Source organism: Methylobacterium sp. FW102-HT35C08 (assembly GCF_058790235.1).
Genome location: NZ_JBYTCL010000002.1, coordinates 993,820 through 1,012,079, shown reverse-complemented (window position 1 = coordinate 1,012,079; position 18,260 = coordinate 993,820). Strand labels below are relative to the sequence as shown.

The following is an 18,260-nucleotide window of genomic DNA, read 5'->3' as shown; positions in this document are numbered from 1 at the left end:
CTTCGGTTGCGGTCTCCCCTCCCGTCATCACGAGCGTAGCGAAGTGACCCAGGGCAGCGCGACGACGGTCGGCGTCGCGCCGTCTGGATTGCTTCGCTCCGCTCGCAAAGACGGCGGTGCCGCCATGATCGACCCGACGCCTACTTCGCCGTCATGCCGGCCAGCATCGGGCAGCCGCCCTCGCTCATCGGCCGGAACGCCTGCTCGGCCGGGATTGTCTCCAGAACCTTGTAGAGGTCCCACTCGCCCTTCGACTCGGAGGGTGCCTTGGCCTCGAACAGGTACATCGGGTGGATCTTGCGTCCGTCCGGCCGGATCGTGCCCTTGCCGAATAGGGGGTCGTCGGTCGGCAGCTCCTTCATCTTGGCGACCACGGCGGCGCCGTCCTTGGCCGAGTGCAGGGCCGCCACCGCCTTCAGGTAGTGCAGCGTGCTGGCGTAGACGCCTGCCTGGTAGGAGGTCGGCTTCTTGCCGGGCATCCGCTTCTCGAAGCGCTCCGCGAAAGCGCGGGTGCCGTCGTTGAGGTCCCAGTAGAACGAGGCGGTGAAGGCGAGGCCCTGCGCCACGTCCAGGCCCAGCGAGTGGATGTCGGTGATGGCGATCAGCAGGGCGGCGAGGGTCTGGCCGCCCTGGCGGATGCCGAATTCGTGCGCCTGCTTGATGGCGTTGGCGGCATCCAACCCGGCATCGGCGAGCCCGATCACCTGCGCGCCCGAGGCCTGGGCCTGGAGGAGGAACGAGGAGAAGTCCGGGTTCGGGAACGGCGTGCGCACGCCGCCGACGACCTTGCCGCCGTTCTTCTCCACCACCGCCTTGGTGTCGCGCTCCAGGGCGAGGCCGAAGGCGTAGTCGGCGGTGATGAAGTACCAGGACTTGCCACCGCGCTTGAGGATGGCCTTGCCGGTGCCGTTGGCGAGCGCCGCGGTGTCGTAGGTCCAGTGCACGGTGTTGGGCGTGCAGGCCGGGCCGGTCAGGTCGGCGGTGCCGCCGCCCGAGTTGATGAAGGCCTTGTTCTTCTCCTTGGTGATCTGCGCGATGGCGAGCGCCACCGAGGAGGTGGGGACGTCGAACACCGCGTCGACGCCGTCGCGGTCGTACCATTGCCGGGTGATGGAGGCGCCGACATCGGGCTTGTTCTGGTGGTCGGCGGCGACGACCTCGACCTTCAGCCCGTGTTCCTCCGGCTTGAAATCCTCGACCGCCATGCGGGCGGCGACCACCGAGCCCTCGCCGGTGGAGTCGAAATAGACGCCGGAGCGGTCGTTCAGCACGCCGATCTTCACCGGCACGAGGTCGGCCGCGAGCGCCGCGCCGGCACCGAGCGCGCACAAACTCCCGAGCAGCGCCGCGGCGCGGTGGCGGAGCGTCATGTCTCTCTCCCTGTTTTTTTGGATGCGGCGCCGTTGATCGGGGCTCGCGGCCTTCGAAGACAAAGTATCCGTGGGCGTTAGCGGCTGATACCGGCGCTGGTGAGGATGTCGCTAATCCGTAAGCGCTACGGCTCCTCCCTCCCCCGCAGAGCTACGATGTTCACACATCGCTCGCCATCGCTCGCCGAGGCGCTCTCTCCTCCCCCTTGCGGGGAGGAGTTGGAGGTGGGGGTGGCTCAGGATCGAGCCCGGCGGTTCCTTCTGCACCACCCCCACCCCTTGCCCCTCCCCACAAGGGGGAGGGAAACGCGCTTGATTTTCAAGGCCTTGGCGTCCGGCAGAGAAGTATGAATCTGCTAGCCCGCAGAGGGGGGAGCGGGGGTCATCACCCAAGCGGCGCCAATCCAAAAATCGCCCGCGCCTGGTCGGGCGTGGCCGGCTCCCGGTCGATGTGGGCCAGCAGGCTGACGGCTTTCTCCACCAGCGCGGCGTTGCTCGGCGCGAGCTGGCCCCGGGACAGGTACAGGTTGTCCTCCAGGCCGACCCGGACGTTGCCGCCCATGCCGGCCGCCACCGCGAGGATCGGGTATTCCTCCCGGCCGATGCCGAAGGCCGACCAGATCGCGTCCTCCGGCAGCCGGGCCCGCATCGCCACCAGCGCCTCCGGGGTCGCCGGGGCGCCCCAGGGGATCCCCAGGCAGATCTGGAACAGCGGCGGGCGCGCCAGATGCCCCTCGGCGATCAGGTGCCGGGCCAGCTCGATCTGGCCGAGATCGAACACCTCGATCTCGGGCTTCACACCCGCATCGCGGATGTGACCCGCCATCGCCCGCAGGTGGCCGGGGGTGTTGAGGAACAGGTGCTCGCCGAAATTCATCGTGGCGATGTCGAGGGTGCAGATCTCCGGCCGCAGCGCGCCGACATGTCGGGTGCGGGCCTCCGGTCCCACGAAGGTCGTGCCCGAACCGGCGACCGACGGGTCGGGATCGCCCGGCACGAACCGGCCCCCTGCCCCCGTGGTCAGGTTGAGGATCACGGCGTCGTTCCTCTCGCGGATCCGCTCCACCACCTCGCGGTAATGGGCGAGTTCCATGCTGGGCGCGGCGGTCTCGGGGTCGCGGACGTGGATGTGGACCACCGCGGCCCCGGCGGCGGCGGCCTCGAGCGCCGACGCGGCGATGGCCTTCGGGCTCACCGGCACGGCCGGGTTCTTCTTCGGCGTGTCGAAGGAGCCCGTGAGGGCGCAGGTGATGACGGTGGTGCTCGACATGTGTGTGCTCCCCGAGCGTCAGATCGCTCCGCCGTCGACCGTGATCGTCTCGCCCGTGATGTAGGCCGCGCCGGCACTCAGGAAGAAAATCGTCTCGGCGATGTCCTCCGGGCGGGCCATGCGGCCGAGCATGGTGCGCCCCACGGTCGAGGCCTTGCGCTCGTCCGACCAGGGTTCGGTCCAGGGCGTGGCGACGAGGCCCGGCGCCACCGCGTTGACGCGCACGTCCGGCGCCAGCGCCCGGGCGAGGCTGCGGGTGAGGTTGATCAGCCCGGCTTTGCTCGCCGAGTAGGCCACCGACGAGCCCCGCCGCCCGAGCCCGGCCACCGAGGCGGTGTTGACGATGGCGCCGCGGCTCGCCTTGAGGGTCGCGGCCGCGGCCCGGGCGCAGCGGAACGGCCCGAGCAGGTTGGTCGCCAGGATCGTGGCCCAGAAATCCTCGCTCATCGCGTCGAGATCCTCGAAGGCGATGGGCGTCGTGGTGCCCGAGGTGCCGGCATTGTTGACGAGCACGTCGAGACCGCCGAGCCGCTCGATGCCGGCCGCCACCATGGCCTCGGCGGCGCCGGCGGCCGACACGTCCCCGGGCAGGGCGATCACCGAAAGACCGTCCCCGGCGAGCCGCTCGGCCTCGGCGGGGCCGCGGGGATCGTCGGGCAGATGGTTCAGCGCGACCGTGGCGCCGTTGCGCGCAAACATCTCCACCGTCGCGAGCCCGATGCCCGACGAGGCTCCGGTGACGAGGACGCGCCGTCCCGACAGGTCCGCCCCGATCATGTGCCCTCCATCCGGCCGATCCCAGCCATGGCCGCCTTCAAAGCCAGGAGCTTGCGGTCGCGCTCGCGGAACAGCTCTTCGGGCGGCCGACCGCCCCAGTCGAAATAGCCCTTGCCCGCCATCACCCCGGTCCGGCCTTCGGCGCAGAGCGCGTCGAGGGTCTCGGAGCGCGTGCGCGCGGGCGGCGGCGCGTAGCTCCCATTGGCCAGCGCCCGCTGCGTCAGCTCCAGGCCGGTGAAGTCGGCCTTGGCGAGGTGGCCGAGGATCGGGATGCGCAAGGAGAGCCCGTGGATGATCGCGTCGTCGATGTCTCGGGGCGCGGCGACGCCCTCGTCGAGGAGCCGGAACACCTCGGCGCTGATCGCCTGCTGGATCCGGTTGGCGACGTAGCCGGGGATGAAGCGTTTCAGCACGATCGGCACCTGACCGAGGCCGCGCACGAGATCCGCCATCGCGGCGACCACCGCGGGGTCCGTGCCGGGGCCGGGCACCACGTCGACGAGGTCGACGATGTAGGGCGGCGTGTACCAGTGCAGGATCAGCGCCCGCGCCTGCCGCGCTTCGGGGATCAGCGGGAAGACGTCGAGGTAGCTGGTGTTGCTGGTGAGGATCGTCTCGGCAGGGCAGAGCCGGTCGAGCTCGGCGAACAGCGCGCGCTTGGCCTCCGGGTTCTCGGTGATCGCCTCGATGACGAGGCCGGCGCCGGCGACCGCCGTGTCCAGATCCGCCTCGACCCGGACGGCCTGCCCGAGCCTTTCGGCATCCCAGCCCTGCGGGGCGGCTCCGGCTTCCCGCAGGGTCGCGAGCGCCGATGCCATGAGGCCGGGCACGCGGGCGCGGGTCTCAGTCGACGTGTCGGTGATCCGCACCGCGTGCCCGTGGAGCGCCAGCACCAGGGCGATGCCGTGCCCCATCAGGCCACCGCCAATGATCGCGATCTCGGTCATGTTCCCCCTCCCCTCACACCGTGGCGATCGGCGTCGTCGGCGAGCCGACCGCCCCGGGCAGGCGGAGCGGCGGGGCGGTGAGCAGGAAGCGGTTGCGGCCGTTCGCGCGCAGCCACTCGGCCAGCGGCGTCAGGTGCCACAGCTCCCCGAGATTGACCCCGAGCTTGAACAGGCAATGCTCGTGGAGCGGCAGCGTCGCGCAGCAGGCGGGTCCCAACCCGGCCGGGTAGGATTCCACGGCGTAATTGTCGGCGATCAGCGCGCACAGGCCCGTGCGGGTGATCCAGTCGAGGAGGCGCGGGTCCCGGCCGTCGAGCCCGGCGCAGAGGTTGTGGACGAGCTTCGGGTCCGGATCGCCGCCCATGGCGATCAGCCGCTCGGCGAAGCCCGTGTGCAGGCAGACCATGTCGCCGGGCTCGATCACGACGCCGTCGGCCTCCAGGATCCGGGCGAGCTGGTCGTAGCCGACTTTGGCTTTGGCGTCGCCGAGATGGGCGCGCAGGTCGATCATCACCGCCCGGCCCTGCATGCCGGTCTCGGCGAGCCGCTCGATCCCGAGCTTTTTCGCCCGGGACGGCTGGTCGGCGGCCTCCGGCGTGCTCGGCCCGACGATGTCGCGGCCGCCGCGGAAGCCGTTGTAGAAGGTCGGCGCCGCCCCTGTGCCGTCCGCGTCGAAGAGCGACCCGACATGGGCGAGCGAATCCCACTGCGTCGAGTATTGCAGGTGGATCAGCGCGCGGTCGTCGCAGATCACGTCGGTGGCACCGTCGACCTCCTCGCAGACGGGGAAGTTCATGTTCGGCCGGCCGTTGGCGCGGCGGGTCGGGGTGATCTGCGGCGGGTGGCGGCGTGGGTTCAGGACGTTGCCGCCCGGAAGATCGAGGGGCAGGCTGAGACAGAAGGTGAGCCCTTCGCGCACCTCGGCGATGCCCTGCAGCACCTTCTCGGGGGTGAGCAGGTTGAGGCGCCCGCGCTCGTCGTCGGGGCCGAAATCCCCCCAGGTCGAGCCCTCGGGCCGCCGGCTCCAGCGCAGGCTCACCGATGTAAATCCCGGCGTGGCCGGAGGCCGCGGCCCGGGAGGCTCCCGGGCACGGCCGCGCGTGCGTTCCTCACCTGTCTGCGCCCTTCTTCGAGGCCGTCCGGTCCGCTTGGCGCGGGATCTCCCGAAGCCTAGGCCGGTCGCACCGGGTCCGGAAGCCCGGGGGCGGACAGGGCGGCCCGCGTGAAACCCGCCGCGCGCCTCAGTTCTTGCGGATCAGCGGCTCGGGCGCTGCCGCGACCGCCAGCGGGAAGGGAACGATCACCCGAAACCAGCCCCGGGTCTCCTCCTTGTGCTGACGGTGCCCCGCATGGTCGATGGTGTCGCGGGCCACGATCTCGCGGGTGACGAAGGTCTGCAGGATGACGCGCCCGAAATCGTAGCCCAGCAGCCCGCCGACGGCGATGGAACCGTCCCGCTGGAACCGGCTGAACAGCCGGTCGCGGCGGTTCACCGGCAGGTCCGTGTAGCCGTACGCCACGGCCCCGATCTCAAGATGCCCGAACTTCCTGGTGGCGGTCAGGTCGAGGTTGATCTGGTCCGCCAGCGGCAGCGGGCCGATTGCCGCCCCGACCGGGCCGCCGAAGCGTCCATGCGCGTCGAACGGCCGGTTGTAGGTGAGGACCGCCGAGAGGTTGAGGCTGCCGTCGCCCACATAGGTGGCGGCGACGCGCTGGCTGAGCGTCCCGGAAGCGGCCGCCGGGATCAGAGGCGTGCCCCGGAGCCCCAGGCCCAGCGATCCGCGGTCGCCGTAGGGCAGGTAGGCGCCCGCGATGTACGACACACCGAAGCCGCCGCCGAGGTTCCAGGCGAAGATGTTGCCCAGGAATGGCGTGTAGAAGGTGCTCACGGTCTTGTTGGGGATCGGGGCCGGGGCGTGGGTGTCGATGAACACCGACGGGAACGCCACCACCGGCTCGATCCGCGCTCCGAAGACCTTGAGCGGCGACGCATAGATCAGGAACGGGATGTTGACCCCGATCTCGGCGGCGTCGCGGCGGTCGGCCCGTCCCCAGCTGAACGTGTCGAAGGCATAGAAGCCCTCCGGCAGCGGCAAGCCCGGTGCAAGGCCCACCTGTTCTCCTGGCTGGGTCACGGCGGCGGCACGGGCTTGGGCCGTCGCGCCCAGCAGCAGGGCGCCCACCGTTAGAATCGCGGCGGTCGTTCGTGTGAGCATGGCGTCCCCCCGATCCGATGCCGCACGGCGCACCTGCGTCCGGGCTCGGCCGGGGGGGACGCGACACCATCGCGCTGTGCCGAAGCTGGATTCCGGTGGACCCACGCGAGCCGCACGCGACGGCAGGCATCCGGCGCCGCTGGAAACGGAGCGCGTATTGTCGGGGCGCAACAGTCCGGGCGCGGCCATGCGCAGCCAACGACTGGCCGGAAACGTCACCCGCCCCGCGCCGCCGACCCCTTGTGATCCGGCAGGCGCCGGATACAGTCGTCGCCAAGCCTGCGAATAAAGAATGCGGGCACGACCAGAGGAAACGCCGATGTCCGAGCCCGCGCGCGCCGTTCCCCGGCGCGTTCAGAACCGGCGCTTGCTGCCCGCGCTGCTGGCCGTGGGCTCAATGCTGGCGGGGCCTGCGCACGCCGCCGACCCGATCAAGATCGGGGTGATCGCCGAGGCGCAGTCGGTGGCCGGGGCCTCGATCCCGCAGGCGGTGCAACTCGCCGCCGACGAGATCAACGCCAAGGGCGGCATCGACGGTCGTCAGATCCAGGTCGTCACCTACGACGACAAGTCCTCCGCCTCCGACGCGGTCCGCGCCTTCCAGCGGGCGGTCTCTGAGGACAAGGTCAACTTCGTCATCGCCAGCTACATCTCGGAGGTCGTGCTGGCCCTGATGCCCTGGGCGGCCCGGCTCAAGACGCCGATGATCACCCCCGGCGCGGCCTCCAACGAGATCAGCGTCGCGGTCCACAAGGACTACGCCCGCAACAAGTACACCTTCCACGGCTACCTGACCTCGCACGCCCTGGCGCAGGCGGTCTGCGATTCGGCCAAGGAGGTGCTGGTCGAGAAGCTCAAGGCCAAGACCGCCGCGATCATGAGCGAGGACGCGGCCTGGACCCGGCCGCTGGACGCCGCCTACCAGGAATGCCTGCCGAAATCCGGGCTCAAGGTGGTCGAGCATGTCCGCTTCTCGCCGGACACGGGCGACTTCACGCCGATCTACAACAAGATCGAGGCGGCCAAGCCCGACCTGATCGTCACCGGCATCGCCCATGTCGGCGTGCAGCCGACCGTGCAGTGGCAGAACCAGCAGGTCCCGATCGCCATGACCGGCATCAGCGGCCAGGCGACCTCCTCGACCTTCTGGGCCAACACAAACGGCGGCACGCAGGGCGTGCTGTTCGACAGCGTGGCGCTGCCGGGCGTGGCGCTCACCGAGAAGACGATCCCGTTCGCCGACGCCTTCACCAAGCGCTTCGGCGGCGCGCCCTCCTACGCGGGCTACATGGCGTACGACGCCGTCTACTACACCGCCGAGGCGATCAAGCGCGCCGGCTCCACGGAGGCCGACAAGCTCGTCGAGGCCCTGGAGAAGACCGACTACGTCGGCACGGTCGGGCATCTCAAGTTCTACGGCAAGGACGAGCCGTTCACCCACTCGATCCAGTACGGGCCCGGCCTGATGACCAGCGTGCTCGGGCAATGGCAGAACGGCAAGCAGGTGGCGATCTGGCCGGCGGCGACCGCCAACGGGGCCATGATCCTGCCCCCCGCCGTCAAGCCGGCGGTCCAGTAGGCCGGGGCGGGAGAGCGCGGTGATCGGCCTCCAGATCCTCGTCGATGGCTTCGCCATCTCGGCCCTCTACGCGCTCGGCGCGATGGGCTTCACCCTGATCTTCGGGGTCTCGGGCGTCCTCAACCTGACCCACGGCGCCCTGATGGTCATGGCCGCGGTGGCGGCCTGGGCGGCCTCGGCCTTGTTCGGGCTCGGCTCCTACGCGGGCGCGGCGATCGGCGTGCTGTGCGGGCTCGCGGGCGCCCTGGTGACCTACTTCGCGGTCGTGGCGCCGATCGAGCGCAGCCGGGCGATCCCGCGGGAGGAGAAAGAGATTTTCGTCCTGACCGGGACGCTGCTCTGGGGCATCATGATCCAGGAGCTGGTGGCCTACTTCTTCACCGACAACCCGAAGACCGTGCTGCCGCTCATCGAGGGCGTGGTCGAGATCGCGGGCGTCCGCACGCCGAAGAACGAGCTGTTCACCGCGCTGATCTGCTGGGTGGTGATCGGGCTGCTCTGGCTGTTCGTGAACCGGGCGCGGGCCGGCAAGGTCCTGCTCGCGGCCTCGATGAACCCGCGCGGCGTGACGCTGCTCGGCCACGACATGGCGAAGATCTACGTGGCGGTCTGGGCGATCTACGGCCTGCTCGCCGGCATCGCCGGGGTCTTGCTCGGGATGTTCCTGGGGGTCTCGTCGTATTCCGTGGGGCCGCTCACCGCGAGCGCCTTCTCGATCGTGGTGCTGGGGGGCTTGGGCAGCGTCACCGGCTCGCTCATCGCGGCCTACGTGGTCGGGTATCTGGAGACCGCCACCGCCTACCTGATCTCGCCCGCCTACCGGGTGATCCCGGCGCTGCTCCTGCTGGTCGCCGTCATGTACCTGCGCCCGCAGGGTCTGCTGGGGCGGCGGTGATGGTTCTTTTTGCACCCCGGGTTTCCAGCCCGCGCCCTCATCCTGAGGTGCGGCGAAGCCGCCTCGAAGGAGCCCTCCAGCCAGCCGCGCGATCCCTGGAGGCCTCCTTCGGGGCCGCTGGCGCGGCACCTCAGGATGAGGGGAGTGGCTGGGAAAGGCCTCTGCGCCGAACGAGCCGGATCGCTGCCGTGTGCGAGGCCACCCCATGAAGCTCCTCACCACCCCCGGCTTCTGGATCGCGGTCCTCGCCATCCTGGCCGCCGCCACCCTGCCCTGGTGGGTCTCCGGCTACATCCTCGGCCTCCTGACCATCGCCTACTATTTCGGCGTGTTCTCGATGGCCTGGGACCTGCTCTTCGGCTTCGCCGGCGAGGTGAATTTCGGCCCGACCTTCCTGATCGGGCTCGGCGCCTACGGTGCCGGCATCCTCAACAACCGCTACGAATTGCCGATCCCCTACTGCCTCGCGGTCGGGACCGTGCTCGCCGTGGTCGGCGGCCTCGCCCTGGCGCTGCCGGCGCTGAAGGTGCGCGGCCCCTATTTCGGCTTGATCACCCTGGTGGCGGTGCTGCTCCTGCAGAACATGATCGTGGTCTTCTCCGGCCTCACCGGCGGCGAGATCGGCCTGACCGTGCCCGACGTCATCTCGATCGACGCCGACACCAATTACTGGCTGGCGCTGGGCTTCATGGCAGTCTCGGGCCTGATCCTGACCGCCATCGCGCGCTCGCCCGCGGGGCTGATCCTCCAGGCCGCCGGCCAGGACCCGGTGGTGACCGGGGCGCTCGGCTTCAACGTCGCCAAGCACAAGCTCGCGGCCTTCGCGGTCAGCGCCGCCTTCTCGGGCCTCGCGGGCGGGCTGGTGGTCTTCTACATGGGCACCGCCTCCGTCGGCACGCTGATCAACACGTCGGTCGGCGTGCAGGTGATCATCGCGGCGGTGCTCGGCGGCCGGCGCACCATCGTGGGCGCGGCTCTGGGCGCCGTGTTCCTGATCGCGGCGGGCGAGCTGCTGCGCCCGCTCGGGGGGCTCTCGACCTTCGTGGTCTCGGCCGTGGCGCTGCTGGTGATCCTGTTCGTACCCTCGGGGCTGCTCGGCCTCGGATCGCTCCGGAGAGCCCGATGACCGTCGCCGTCGCGCCCCCGCCGGCCGTGTCGCCCGTCCTGGCCGAGCCCTGCCTCAGCGTCCGTGGCCTGACCAAGCGCTACGGCGGTCTCGTCGCCGTCAAGAACATCGACCTCGACCTGCGGCCCGGCGAGATCCTCGGCCTGATCGGCCCGAACGGCTCGGGCAAGTCCACCGTGATGAAGCTGATCATGGGGCTGGAGCGCCCGAGCGCCGGCTCGATCCGCCTGGACGGCGCCGAGATCGGCGGGATGCCGGCCCACCGGGTGGCGCGGTCCGGGATCGGCCTCGTGTTCCAGCACGCGCGGCCGCTCCAGCGGCAGACCGTGCTGGAGAACATCAGCCTCGCGCTCCTGCCCGACAGCCTGATCCGGCTGGCGGCCGACCCCGACGTGGCGCGGCGCGCGAGAGAGATCGCCGAGCGCGTCGGCCTCGGCGCGGTCGTCGACCGGCGCCCCGGCACCCTGCCCTTCGCCGACCTGCGCCGGCTGGAGCTCGCCAAGGCCATCGCCCGCGACCCCCGGGTGGTGCTGGTCGACGAGCCCTTCGCGGGCCTGACCGGCGGCGAGGTCGCGGCCTTCTCCGAGCTGATCCGCGGCTTCCGCGACGAGGGCAAGGCCGTGCTCCTCGTCGACCACAACGTGAAGAGCGTCGCGGCCATCGTCGACCGGGTCTTCGCCATGTATCTCGGCGAGCGCATCGCCGAGGGCTCGGCCGAGTCGGTGATGGCCGACCCGACCGTGCGCCGGGTCTATCTCGGCGGCAGCATCGAGACGGCGGCCCGGCCCGAGGCGGCGTTCAAGCCCGACTCGCTGCTCACCGTCGAGGGCGTCGACGTGCTCTACGGCAAGGCGCAGGCCCTGCGCTCCGCCTCGATCCACGTCCACGAGGGCGAGTTCGTCTCGGTGGTGGGCCTGAACGGCGCCGGCAAGACCACGCTGTTCAACGCCATCTCGGGCCTCGTCCCGCATACCGGCGCGATCCGGTTCGACGGCCAGGATCTCGCCCGGATGAAGCCCGCCGCGATCGCGCGCGCCGGCATCGTCCAGGTGCCGGAGACCCGCGAGCTGTTCGGCGATCTCAGCGTGCGCGAGAATCTCGACCTCGGCGGCCAGCACTTCCCGAAGGCCGAGAGCGCCAGGCAGCGGGAGTGGCTCTACGAGCTGTTCCCGATCCTCAAGGCCCGCGAGGCGCAGACCGCCCGCACCCTGTCGGGCGGCGAGCAGCAGATGCTGACCATCGCCCGGGCGCTGATGATGCGGCCGCGCCTCCTGATCCTCGACGAGCCGACGCTCGGCCTCGCCCCGGTGATCCTGGAGCTGCTGTCGAAGGCGCTGGAGAAGCTGCGTCAGACCACGCCGATCACGGTGCTGCTCGGCGAGCAGAACGTCACCTTCGCGCTCCCCCACGCCGACCGGGTCTACGTGCTGGAACAGGCCCGGATCGTCTGGGAAGGCCCGCCGCAGCGCTTCGCCAGCGAGATGGGGAAGGAGTATTTGTGAGAGCAAGCGTTTCCCCTCCCCTTTGTGGGGAGGGGCAGGGGTGGGGCGGGTGAAGACGGCGCCGCGCCGCTCGATCCTGAACCACCCCCACCTCCAACTCCTCCCCACAAGGGGGAGGAGGGTGGCCCGCAGCGACGGACGTGAGCGGAGTTGACGGCGTGGACTTCAACCTCTCCCAGTCCCAGACGCACTGGCTGACCCGCGTCCGCGCCTTCATCGAAGACGCGATCCTGCCGGCCGCCGCCGCGGTGGCAGCCGAGCGTGCGGAGAGCCGCGAACCGTCCCCCACCATGGAGCGCCTGAAGGAGAAGGCCCGGGCCGAGGGCCTGTGGAACCTGTTCCTGCCGCCCTCCCCCGAGCACGACACCGACGATTATCGCGGCGCCGGCCTGACCAACCTCGATTACGCTCTCTGTGCCGAAGAGATGGGCCGTGTCGGGATCGCCTCGGAGGTGTTCAACTGCGCGGCGCCCGATACCGGCAACATGGAGGTGCTGCACCGCTACGGCACCGCGGCCCAGAAGGACCGGTGGCTGAAGCCCCTGATGGCGGGGGAGATCCGCTCGGCCTTCCTGATGACCGAGCCGGAGGTCGCCTCCTCGGACGCCACCAACATCAGCACGTCGATTCGCCGGGACGGCGACCATTACGTCGTTGACGGCCGCAAGTGGTGGTCGACCGGCGTCGGCGATCCGCGCTGCCGGATCGCGATCCTGATGGGCAAGACCGATCCGGAGGCCCCCCGCCACCGGCAGCAATCGCAGATCCTCGTGCCCATGGATACGCCGGGGGTCCGGGTGGAGCGCCTGCTCCCGGTCTTCGGCTATGAGGACGCGCCCAAGGGACACGGCGAGGTGGTGCTGGAGAACGTTCGCGTCCCGGCCGAGAACCTGATCCTCGGCGAGGGTCGCGGCTTCGAGATCGCGCAGGGCCGGCTCGGGCCCGGGCGCATCCACCACTGCATGCGTACCATCGGGGCAGCCGAGGTGGCGCTGGAGGCGATGGCGCGACGCCTCGTGTCCCGCGTCGCCTTCGGCAAGCGGATCTCCGAGCAGTCGGTCTGGGAGCAGCGGGTCGCCGAGGCGCGGATCGACATCGAGATGACCCGCCTCCTCTGCCTGAAGGCCGCCGACATGATGGACAAGGTCGGCAACAAGGGCGCCAAGCTCGAGATCGCCATGATCAAGGTCGCGGCGCCGCGGGTGGCGCTCAAGGTGATCGACGACGCCATCCAGGCCCATGGCGGGGCCGGCGTCTCGGAGGATTTCGGGCTCGCGAAAATGTACGCCCATATCCGCACCCTGCGGCTCGCCGACGGGCCGGACGAGGTCCACAATCGCTCGATCGCCCGGCTGGAATTCGGGCGCTACACCAATGCCCGGCCAGGAGCCCCGGAGGCGGAGCGGGCATGAGCGACGCCGAAATCTTCTCCGGCGTGAAGCCGGTCGAGCCGCGCCACCGGATCGACGAGGCGAAGCTCGCCGCCTGGATGGCAGGCCACGTCCGCGGCTATTCCGGCCCGCTCACCGTGCAGCAGTTCCGCGGCGGCCAATCGAACCCGACCTACCGGCTCGACACGCCGGGCCAGGCCTACGTGCTGCGCCGGAAACCCTTCGGCCCGCTCCTCCCCTCCGCGCACGCGGTGGACCGTGAGTTCCGGGTGATCGGCGCCCTCTACGGCGAGGGTTTTCCGGTGCCGCGCCCCTTCGCGCTGTGCGAGGACCCGGAGGTCATCGGCGCGGCCTTCTACGTGATGGAGGCGGTCGACGGTGCGGTGCACTGGGACGGCGCCCTGCCGGGCCTCGACCCCCATGCCCGACATCGACACTACGCGGGCATGATCGCCACGCTGGCGCGCCTCCACGCCATCGACCCGGAGGCGGCGGGGCTCGCCGATTACGGCCGCCCCGGCAACTACTTCGCCCGGCAGGTCGACCGCTGGACCCGCCAGTACCGCGCCGCCGAGGACGGGCGCCTGGAGGATGTCGAGCGGCTGATCGCGTGGCTGCCCAAGACCGTGCCGGAGCAGCAGGGTGCCTGCGTGGTCCACGGCGATTACCGCCTCGACAACCTGATCTTCTCCAGGGATGGCGGCGTCAGCGCGGTGCTCGACTGGGAGCTGTCGACCCTCGGCGATCCGCTGGCGGATTTCAGCTACCTGCTGATGCAGTGGGAATTGCCGGCCGACGGGCGCAGCGGGCTCGGCGGCCTCGACCTGCCGGCACTCGGCATCCCCACCCGGGACGAGGCCGTGGCGCTGTACTGCCGGGCGGCGGGCCGAAAAAGCTTGCCCGACCTCGACTGGTACTTCGCCTACAACCTGTTCCGGCTGGTCGGCATCCTCCAGGGGGTGGCGGCCCGCGCCAAGGCCGGCAACGCCGCGAGCGAGCACGCCTCCGCGATGGCGGCGCGCGTGCCGAAGCTCGCCGCCGCGGCCTGGGGCTTCGCCGAGCGGGCGGGGGCCTGAGCATGGAGCTCGCCGGCCGTGTCGTCGCCGTCACGGGGGCCGCACGGGGCATCGGCCGGGCGCTCGCGGTCGCGGCCAAGGCCCGGGGGGCGACGATCGTGGCCCTCGACCGGGACGGGGAAGGGGCGGAGGCCGTGGCGGCGGAACTCGGCGGGCGGGCCTTCGCGCTCGACGTCGGCGACGCGGAGGCCGTCAGTGCGGTCCTGGCGCGCATCGAGGCCGAGATCGGCCCGATCGCGCTCTACTGTTCCAACGCCGGCATCCTGGAGCGCGACCCCGACCCGGATCTCGCCACCTCCGCCGATCCGGAGAGCTGGGCGCGGTCCTGGTCGGTGAACGTGATGGGCCATGTCCACGCGGCACGGGTGCTGGTCCCGCTCTGGCGCGCCCGGGGCGGGGGCGCGTTCCTCGGCACGGTCTCGGCGGCGGGGCTGCTCAGCCAGATCGGCAGCGCCACCTACTCGGCCACCAAGCACGCGGCGCTCGCGTTCCTGGAGCATCTCGCCATCGCCCATGCCGAGGACGGGATCCGGGTCGCCGCCCTGTGCCCGCAGGGCGTCGACACCGCCATGCTGGGGGAAGCCAGCGCCGCGTCGCGCGACGGCGTGCTGGCACCGGAGGCCGTGGCCGAGGCCGCCCTCGACGGGCTGGCGGCGGGGCGCTTCCTGATCCTGCCGCACCCGCAGGTGGCCGAATATGCCCGCCGCCGGGCCGAGGATCCCGAGCGCTGGCTCGCCGGCATGGCGCGCCTGCGCCGGTCGATGCGGGCGGAGCGGGAGGCGGCCGATGATCTGTGACCCGCCCCCTCCCCGCCCGTCATCCCGGGGCCGCGCAGCGGAGCCCGGGATCCAGGTGCGCTGTCCGGCCTCGTCCTGGCGCCGCGGCGGCACTGGGTCCCGGGCTCGCCTGCGGCGCCCCGGGACGACGGGGCCGGTGCGGGATCCGCGCGTCTCCGGTGAGAGGGTCTAGCCCATGTCGCTGTTCGACCTGACCGGCAAGGTCGCTCTCATCACCGGCTCGTCGCGGGGCATCGGGCGGGCGATCGCCCTGCGGATGGCCGAGCACGGCGCCCGGGTGGTGATCTCCTCGCGCAAGCGCGAGGCCTGCGCGGCGGTCGTGGCCGAGATCGAGGCCGCCCATGGGGCCGGCCGCGCCGTTGCGATCCCGGCCAGCATCTCGGTGAAGGAGGAGCTGGAACACCTCGTCGCCGAGACCGAGAGCCGGCTCGGGCCGGTCGACGTGCTGGTCTGCAACGCCGCCAGCAACCCCTATTACGGGCCGCTGGCCGACATCACCGACGCGCAGTTCCGGAAGATCCTCGACAACAACGTCCTGTCGAACCACTGGCTGATCCAGAAGGTCGCCCCCGGCATGGTGGCGCGGCGGGACGGGGCGATCGTCATCGTCTCGTCCATCGGCGCGCTCAAAGGGTCGCCGGTGATCGGCGCCTACAATGTCTCCAAGGCCGCCGACCTCCAGCTCGCCCGCAACTACGCGGTGGAGTACGGGCCCGCCAACGTCCGGGTGAACTGCCTGTGCCCGGGGCTGATCCGGACCGACTTCGCCCGGGCCCTGTGGGAGGATCCCGCCATGCTGGCCGCCACCACGGACGCCGCCCCCTTACGCCGGATCGGCGAGCCCGACGAGATCGCGGGTGCGGCCGTGTTCCTGGCCTCGGCGGCGGGCCGGTTCGTGACCGGCCAGGCGCTCGTGATCGACGGCGGGGTGACGATCGCGCGATGAGCCCCGATCCCCGCATCCCCGCCGGCTGGCCGGCCCTGCCCTTCCGCGAGGCCGAGGCGCGGCTCACCGCCTCAGGGGCGCCCTTCGCCATCGCCACGGTGCAGATCCGGGGCGTGCCGACCCGGATCTGGGAGAAGGCGCCGCCGACGCTCGGCGACCTGTTCCGGATCGCGCGCGGCCACGGGGACAAGACCTTCGTGGTCTATCAGAACGAGCGCGTGACCTTCACGGGCTTCGCCCGCGCCGCCACCGCCCTGGCGCGGGCTCTTGTCGAGGCCGGATTGCGCAAGGGCGACCGGGTCGCCATCGCGCAGCGCAACCTGCCCGAGTGGCCGGTGAGCTACTTCGGTGCGCTGCTCGCCGGGGCGATCGCGACGCCGCTCAACGCGTGGTGGACCGGGCCCGAACTCGCCTACGGGCTGCAGCATTCGGGCGCGCGGGTGCTGATCGCCGACGGCGAGCGCTTCGACCGCATCGCCCCGCACCTGCCCGAATGCCCGGCCCTGGAGCGGGTTCTCACCACCCGGATGGCGCCGGACCCCCGGGCGACGCCGCTCGCCGACATCGTCGGGCCGGTCCGGGACTGGGGCGCCCTGCCCGACCTGCCCCCGCCGGACATCGCCCTCGATCCGGAGGACGACGCGACCCTGTTCTACACCTCGGGCACCACGGGCAAGCCGAAAGGAGCCGTCGGCACCCACCGGGCGGCCGCGACGACCGTGATGGCCTATCCCTATTCGGCGGCGCGCAGCGCCCTGCGCCGGGGCGAGGCGCCCCCAAAACCCGACCCGGCAGCGCCGCAGCGGGCGGCGCTGCTGGTGATCCCGCTGTTCCACGTCACCGGCTGCCACGCGAGCCTCGGGGCGGCCCTCTACGGCGGTCACCGGCTGGTGATGATGCACCGCTGGGACGCGAATGCGGCCCTCGACCTGATCGAGCGGGAGGGCTGCACCAGCGCGGGCGGCGTGCCGACCATCGCGTGGCAGCTCGCCAATGCGGCCCGGGAGGCCGGCCGGCCGCTGCCGACCCTCGAGGGCGTCACCTACGGCGGTGCCCCGGCCGCCGGCGACCTCGTCCGGGCGCTGGGCGAGGCCCTGCCGCGGGTCGTCCCGGGCACCGGCTGGGGCATGACCGAGACCTCGGCGACCTTCACCCACCACCAGGGCGAGGATTACCTCGCCCATCCGGAATCCTGCGGCCCGCCCCTACCGGTCTGCGAGGTGCGGATCCTCGATCCCCTCGGGCAGGATCTGCCGCCGGGCAGCGTCGGCGAGCTGTGCGTGAAGGGTCCGAACGTGGTCCGCGGCTACTGGGACGACCCGGCGGCCACCGCGGAGGTTTTCTCGGACGGCTGGCTGCGCACCGGCGACCTCGCCCGGGCCGATGCCGAGGGCTTCCTGACCATCGTCGACCGGATCAAGGACATGCTGATCCGCGGCGGCGAGAACATCTATTGCTGCGAGGTCGAGAACGCCCTCTACGCCCATCCGGACGTGATCGACGCCGTGGTGCTGCCGGTGCCGCACCCGACGCTCGGCGAGGAGCCGGGCGCCATCGTGGTGCTGGCCGAAGGCGCCGAGGCCAAGCCGGAGGCGATCCGCGCCTTCGTGGCCGAGCGGCTCGCGGCGTTCAAGGTGCCGGTGCGGATCGTGGTCTGGGACGGGCTCCTGCCCCGCAACCCGGCCGGGAAGGTCCTGCGCGCGCCGCTGCGGACGGTCTTTGCCGGGTCAGGGGAGAATCAGAACGGCTCGCTCTCGTCGTCCGGGCGGTAGTACCGCAGGGTCCGGCCGTCCGGGAACTGCACGGTCCGGCGGCGCACGACGAGGTAACCGGCGGCCTCCGCGCTGCTCAGCCGGTCGAGGCGCTCGTCGGCGTAGCCCGGGCCGTAGCCGGGTCCGTACCCGTAAGCGCGGTAGCGCGCGTAGCCGTCCGGTGGCGGCGCGACGGCGACGACCTGCGGTTCGCGGAAGGTCCGCGCCGGCGTCGCGGCGACCCGGGTCCGGCGCGACGCGGCGACGACCCTCTTGGTCGCCGGGACCCTGCGCGTTGCTGTCCGCTCCGGAGCGCGCCGCGCCGCGACGGCCTTCCGCTTGGCGCGCGGCGGCCGGGCCTCCGGCGACGCCGCGGCCGGAGTCGATGCGCTCACGGCTGCCGGCGCCGGCGCGGCGGCCTTCTTGTCGGCGGCCGGCGGCGGCTCGGCGGCCGGCTTGTGGGCGGGCGGGTCCGTCCAGGTCGAGCCCGCGGCGGGCTCGGCGGTGGCGCCCCCGACGCCGAGGAGCAGGATGAGGGCGGCGAGGCTCGTGCGTGCGCCGTGCGGCATGGTGCCCTCCTGAGATCGCGGTGCATCGGCTCGGTCCGCGGGGCGGTG

General features: G+C 71.6%; 16 protein-coding genes. 9 read left to right on the top strand and 7 right to left on the bottom strand.

The window, feature by feature from the left end; all coding sequences use genetic code 11:
* Nucleotides 1-140 precede the first annotated feature (140 nt).
* The 6 genes from AC3WSN_RS05000 to AC3WSN_RS04975 all read right to left on the bottom strand — a co-directional run bounded on the left by AC3WSN_RS05000 (nt 141) and on the right by AC3WSN_RS04975 (nt 6,580).
* Nucleotides 141-1,370, bottom strand: a complete 1,230-nt coding sequence (locus AC3WSN_RS05000) for an ABC transporter substrate-binding protein (RefSeq protein WP_192710257.1) — start codon at nt 1,368-1,370, stop codon at nt 141-143.
* A gap of 385 nt (nt 1,371-1,755) precedes the next feature.
* Nucleotides 1,756-2,640: a beta-keto acid cleavage family enzyme gene (locus AC3WSN_RS04995; protein WP_492536600.1), complete on the bottom strand. Its 885-nt coding sequence runs from the start codon at nt 2,638-2,640 to the stop codon at nt 1,756-1,758.
* An 18-nt stretch (nt 2,641-2,658) separates the two neighbouring features.
* On the bottom strand, nt 2,659-3,417 hold the full coding sequence (locus AC3WSN_RS04990) for an SDR family NAD(P)-dependent oxidoreductase (RefSeq protein ID WP_492536599.1): 759 nt from the start codon (nt 3,415-3,417) through the stop codon (nt 2,659-2,661).
* Nucleotides 3,414-4,364, bottom strand: coding sequence for a 3-hydroxyacyl-CoA dehydrogenase family protein (locus AC3WSN_RS04985; protein WP_492536598.1), 951 nt, complete (start codon nt 4,362-4,364; stop codon nt 3,414-3,416). The genes AC3WSN_RS04990 and AC3WSN_RS04985 overlap by 4 nt, the downstream gene beginning before the upstream one ends.
* 13 nt (nt 4,365-4,377) lie before the next feature.
* Complete coding sequence (locus tag AC3WSN_RS04980) at nt 4,378-5,403, bottom strand: cyclase family protein (RefSeq protein WP_492536597.1); 1,026 nt, start codon at nt 5,401-5,403, stop codon at nt 4,378-4,380.
* Between the two features lie 202 nt (nt 5,404-5,605).
* Entirely contained in the window at nt 5,606-6,580 is a 975-nt protein-coding gene (locus AC3WSN_RS04975; protein ID WP_492536596.1) for a transporter, read from the bottom strand.
* Between the two features lie 319 nt (nt 6,581-6,899).
* Here AC3WSN_RS04975 and AC3WSN_RS04970 point away from each other — a divergent pair, with 319 nt between their 5' ends.
* The 9 genes from AC3WSN_RS04970 (at nt 6,900) to AC3WSN_RS04930 (ending at nt 17,664) form a co-directional block, all read left to right on the top strand.
* Nucleotides 6,900-8,159 carry an ABC transporter substrate-binding protein gene (locus AC3WSN_RS04970; RefSeq protein ID WP_492536595.1) on the top strand — a complete coding sequence of 420 codons (1,260 nt, stop codon included), beginning with the start codon at nt 6,900-6,902 and terminating at the stop codon, nt 8,157-8,159.
* A gap of 19 nt (nt 8,160-8,178) precedes the next feature.
* Nucleotides 8,179-9,054 (top strand): branched-chain amino acid ABC transporter permease, encoded by an 876-nt coding sequence (locus tag AC3WSN_RS04965; RefSeq protein WP_043386828.1) that lies wholly within the window; start codon nt 8,179-8,181, stop codon nt 9,052-9,054.
* Nucleotides 9,055-9,259: 205 nt separating this feature from the next.
* The gene (locus tag AC3WSN_RS04960; RefSeq protein ID WP_492536594.1) at nt 9,260-10,180 is read left to right on the top strand and encodes a branched-chain amino acid ABC transporter permease; all 921 of its coding nucleotides are present in this window, start codon (nt 9,260-9,262) and stop codon (nt 10,178-10,180) included.
* Nucleotides 10,177-11,682, top strand: coding sequence for an ATP-binding cassette domain-containing protein (locus AC3WSN_RS04955; RefSeq protein WP_492536593.1), 1,506 nt, complete (start codon nt 10,177-10,179; stop codon nt 11,680-11,682). The genes AC3WSN_RS04960 and AC3WSN_RS04955 overlap by 4 nt, the downstream gene beginning before the upstream one ends.
* Before the next feature lie 158 nt (nt 11,683-11,840).
* A complete protein-coding gene (locus AC3WSN_RS04950) occupies nt 11,841-13,094 on the top strand; it encodes an acyl-CoA dehydrogenase family protein (protein ID WP_492536592.1) in 1,254 nt (417 codons plus the stop codon).
* Nucleotides 13,091-14,149: a phosphotransferase family protein gene (locus tag AC3WSN_RS04945; RefSeq protein ID WP_492536591.1), complete on the top strand. Its 1,059-nt coding sequence runs from the start codon at nt 13,091-13,093 to the stop codon at nt 14,147-14,149. Before AC3WSN_RS04950 ends, AC3WSN_RS04945 begins: the two co-directional genes overlap by 4 nt.
* 2 nt (nt 14,150-14,151) lie before the next feature.
* A complete protein-coding gene (locus AC3WSN_RS04940) occupies nt 14,152-14,946 on the top strand; it encodes an SDR family NAD(P)-dependent oxidoreductase (RefSeq protein ID WP_492536590.1) in 795 nt (264 codons plus the stop codon).
* A 175-nt stretch (nt 14,947-15,121) separates the two neighbouring features.
* Nucleotides 15,122-15,892, top strand: a complete 771-nt coding sequence (locus tag AC3WSN_RS04935; protein ID WP_492536589.1) for an SDR family NAD(P)-dependent oxidoreductase — start codon at nt 15,122-15,124, stop codon at nt 15,890-15,892.
* Nucleotides 15,889-17,664, top strand: coding sequence for a class I adenylate-forming enzyme family protein (locus AC3WSN_RS04930; RefSeq protein WP_492536588.1), 1,776 nt, complete (start codon nt 15,889-15,891; stop codon nt 17,662-17,664). Before AC3WSN_RS04935 ends, AC3WSN_RS04930 begins: the two co-directional genes overlap by 4 nt.
* Here the strand turns inward: AC3WSN_RS04930 and AC3WSN_RS04925 are convergent.
* Entirely contained in the window at nt 17,631-18,212 is a 582-nt protein-coding gene (locus AC3WSN_RS04925; protein WP_492536587.1) for a hypothetical protein, read from the bottom strand. The two genes, AC3WSN_RS04930 and AC3WSN_RS04925, sit on opposite strands and share 34 nt — an antisense overlap.
* Nucleotides 18,213-18,260 lie beyond the last annotated feature (48 nt).

Coding starts and splice junctions, on each gene's coding strand:
- AC3WSN_RS05000 (WP_192710257.1), bottom strand. CDS start 1,370: ATGACGCTCCGCCACCGCGCCGCGGCGCTGCTCGGGAGTTTGTGCGCG.
- AC3WSN_RS04995 (WP_492536600.1), bottom strand. CDS start 2,640: ATGTCGAGCACCACCGTCATCACCTGCGCCCTCACGGGCTCCTTCGAC.
- AC3WSN_RS04990 (WP_492536599.1), bottom strand. CDS start 3,417: ATGATCGGGGCGGACCTGTCGGGACGGCGCGTCCTCGTCACCGGAGCC.
- AC3WSN_RS04985 (WP_492536598.1), bottom strand. CDS start 4,364: ATGACCGAGATCGCGATCATTGGCGGTGGCCTGATGGGGCACGGCATC.
- AC3WSN_RS04975 (WP_492536596.1), bottom strand. CDS start 6,580: ATGCTCACACGAACGACCGCCGCGATTCTAACGGTGGGCGCCCTGCTG.
- AC3WSN_RS04970 (WP_492536595.1), top strand. CDS start 6,900: ATGTCCGAGCCCGCGCGCGCCGTTCCCCGGCGCGTTCAGAACCGGCGC.
- AC3WSN_RS04960 (WP_492536594.1), top strand. CDS start 9,260: ATGAAGCTCCTCACCACCCCCGGCTTCTGGATCGCGGTCCTCGCCATC.
- AC3WSN_RS04955 (WP_492536593.1), top strand. CDS start 10,177: ATGACCGTCGCCGTCGCGCCCCCGCCGGCCGTGTCGCCCGTCCTGGCC.
- AC3WSN_RS04945 (WP_492536591.1), top strand. CDS start 13,091: ATGAGCGACGCCGAAATCTTCTCCGGCGTGAAGCCGGTCGAGCCGCGC.
- AC3WSN_RS04940 (WP_492536590.1), top strand. CDS start 14,152: ATGGAGCTCGCCGGCCGTGTCGTCGCCGTCACGGGGGCCGCACGGGGC.
- AC3WSN_RS04935 (WP_492536589.1), top strand. CDS start 15,122: ATGTCGCTGTTCGACCTGACCGGCAAGGTCGCTCTCATCACCGGCTCG.
- AC3WSN_RS04930 (WP_492536588.1), top strand. CDS start 15,889: ATGAGCCCCGATCCCCGCATCCCCGCCGGCTGGCCGGCCCTGCCCTTC.
- AC3WSN_RS04925 (WP_492536587.1), bottom strand. CDS start 18,212: ATGCCGCACGGCGCACGCACGAGCCTCGCCGCCCTCATCCTGCTCCTC.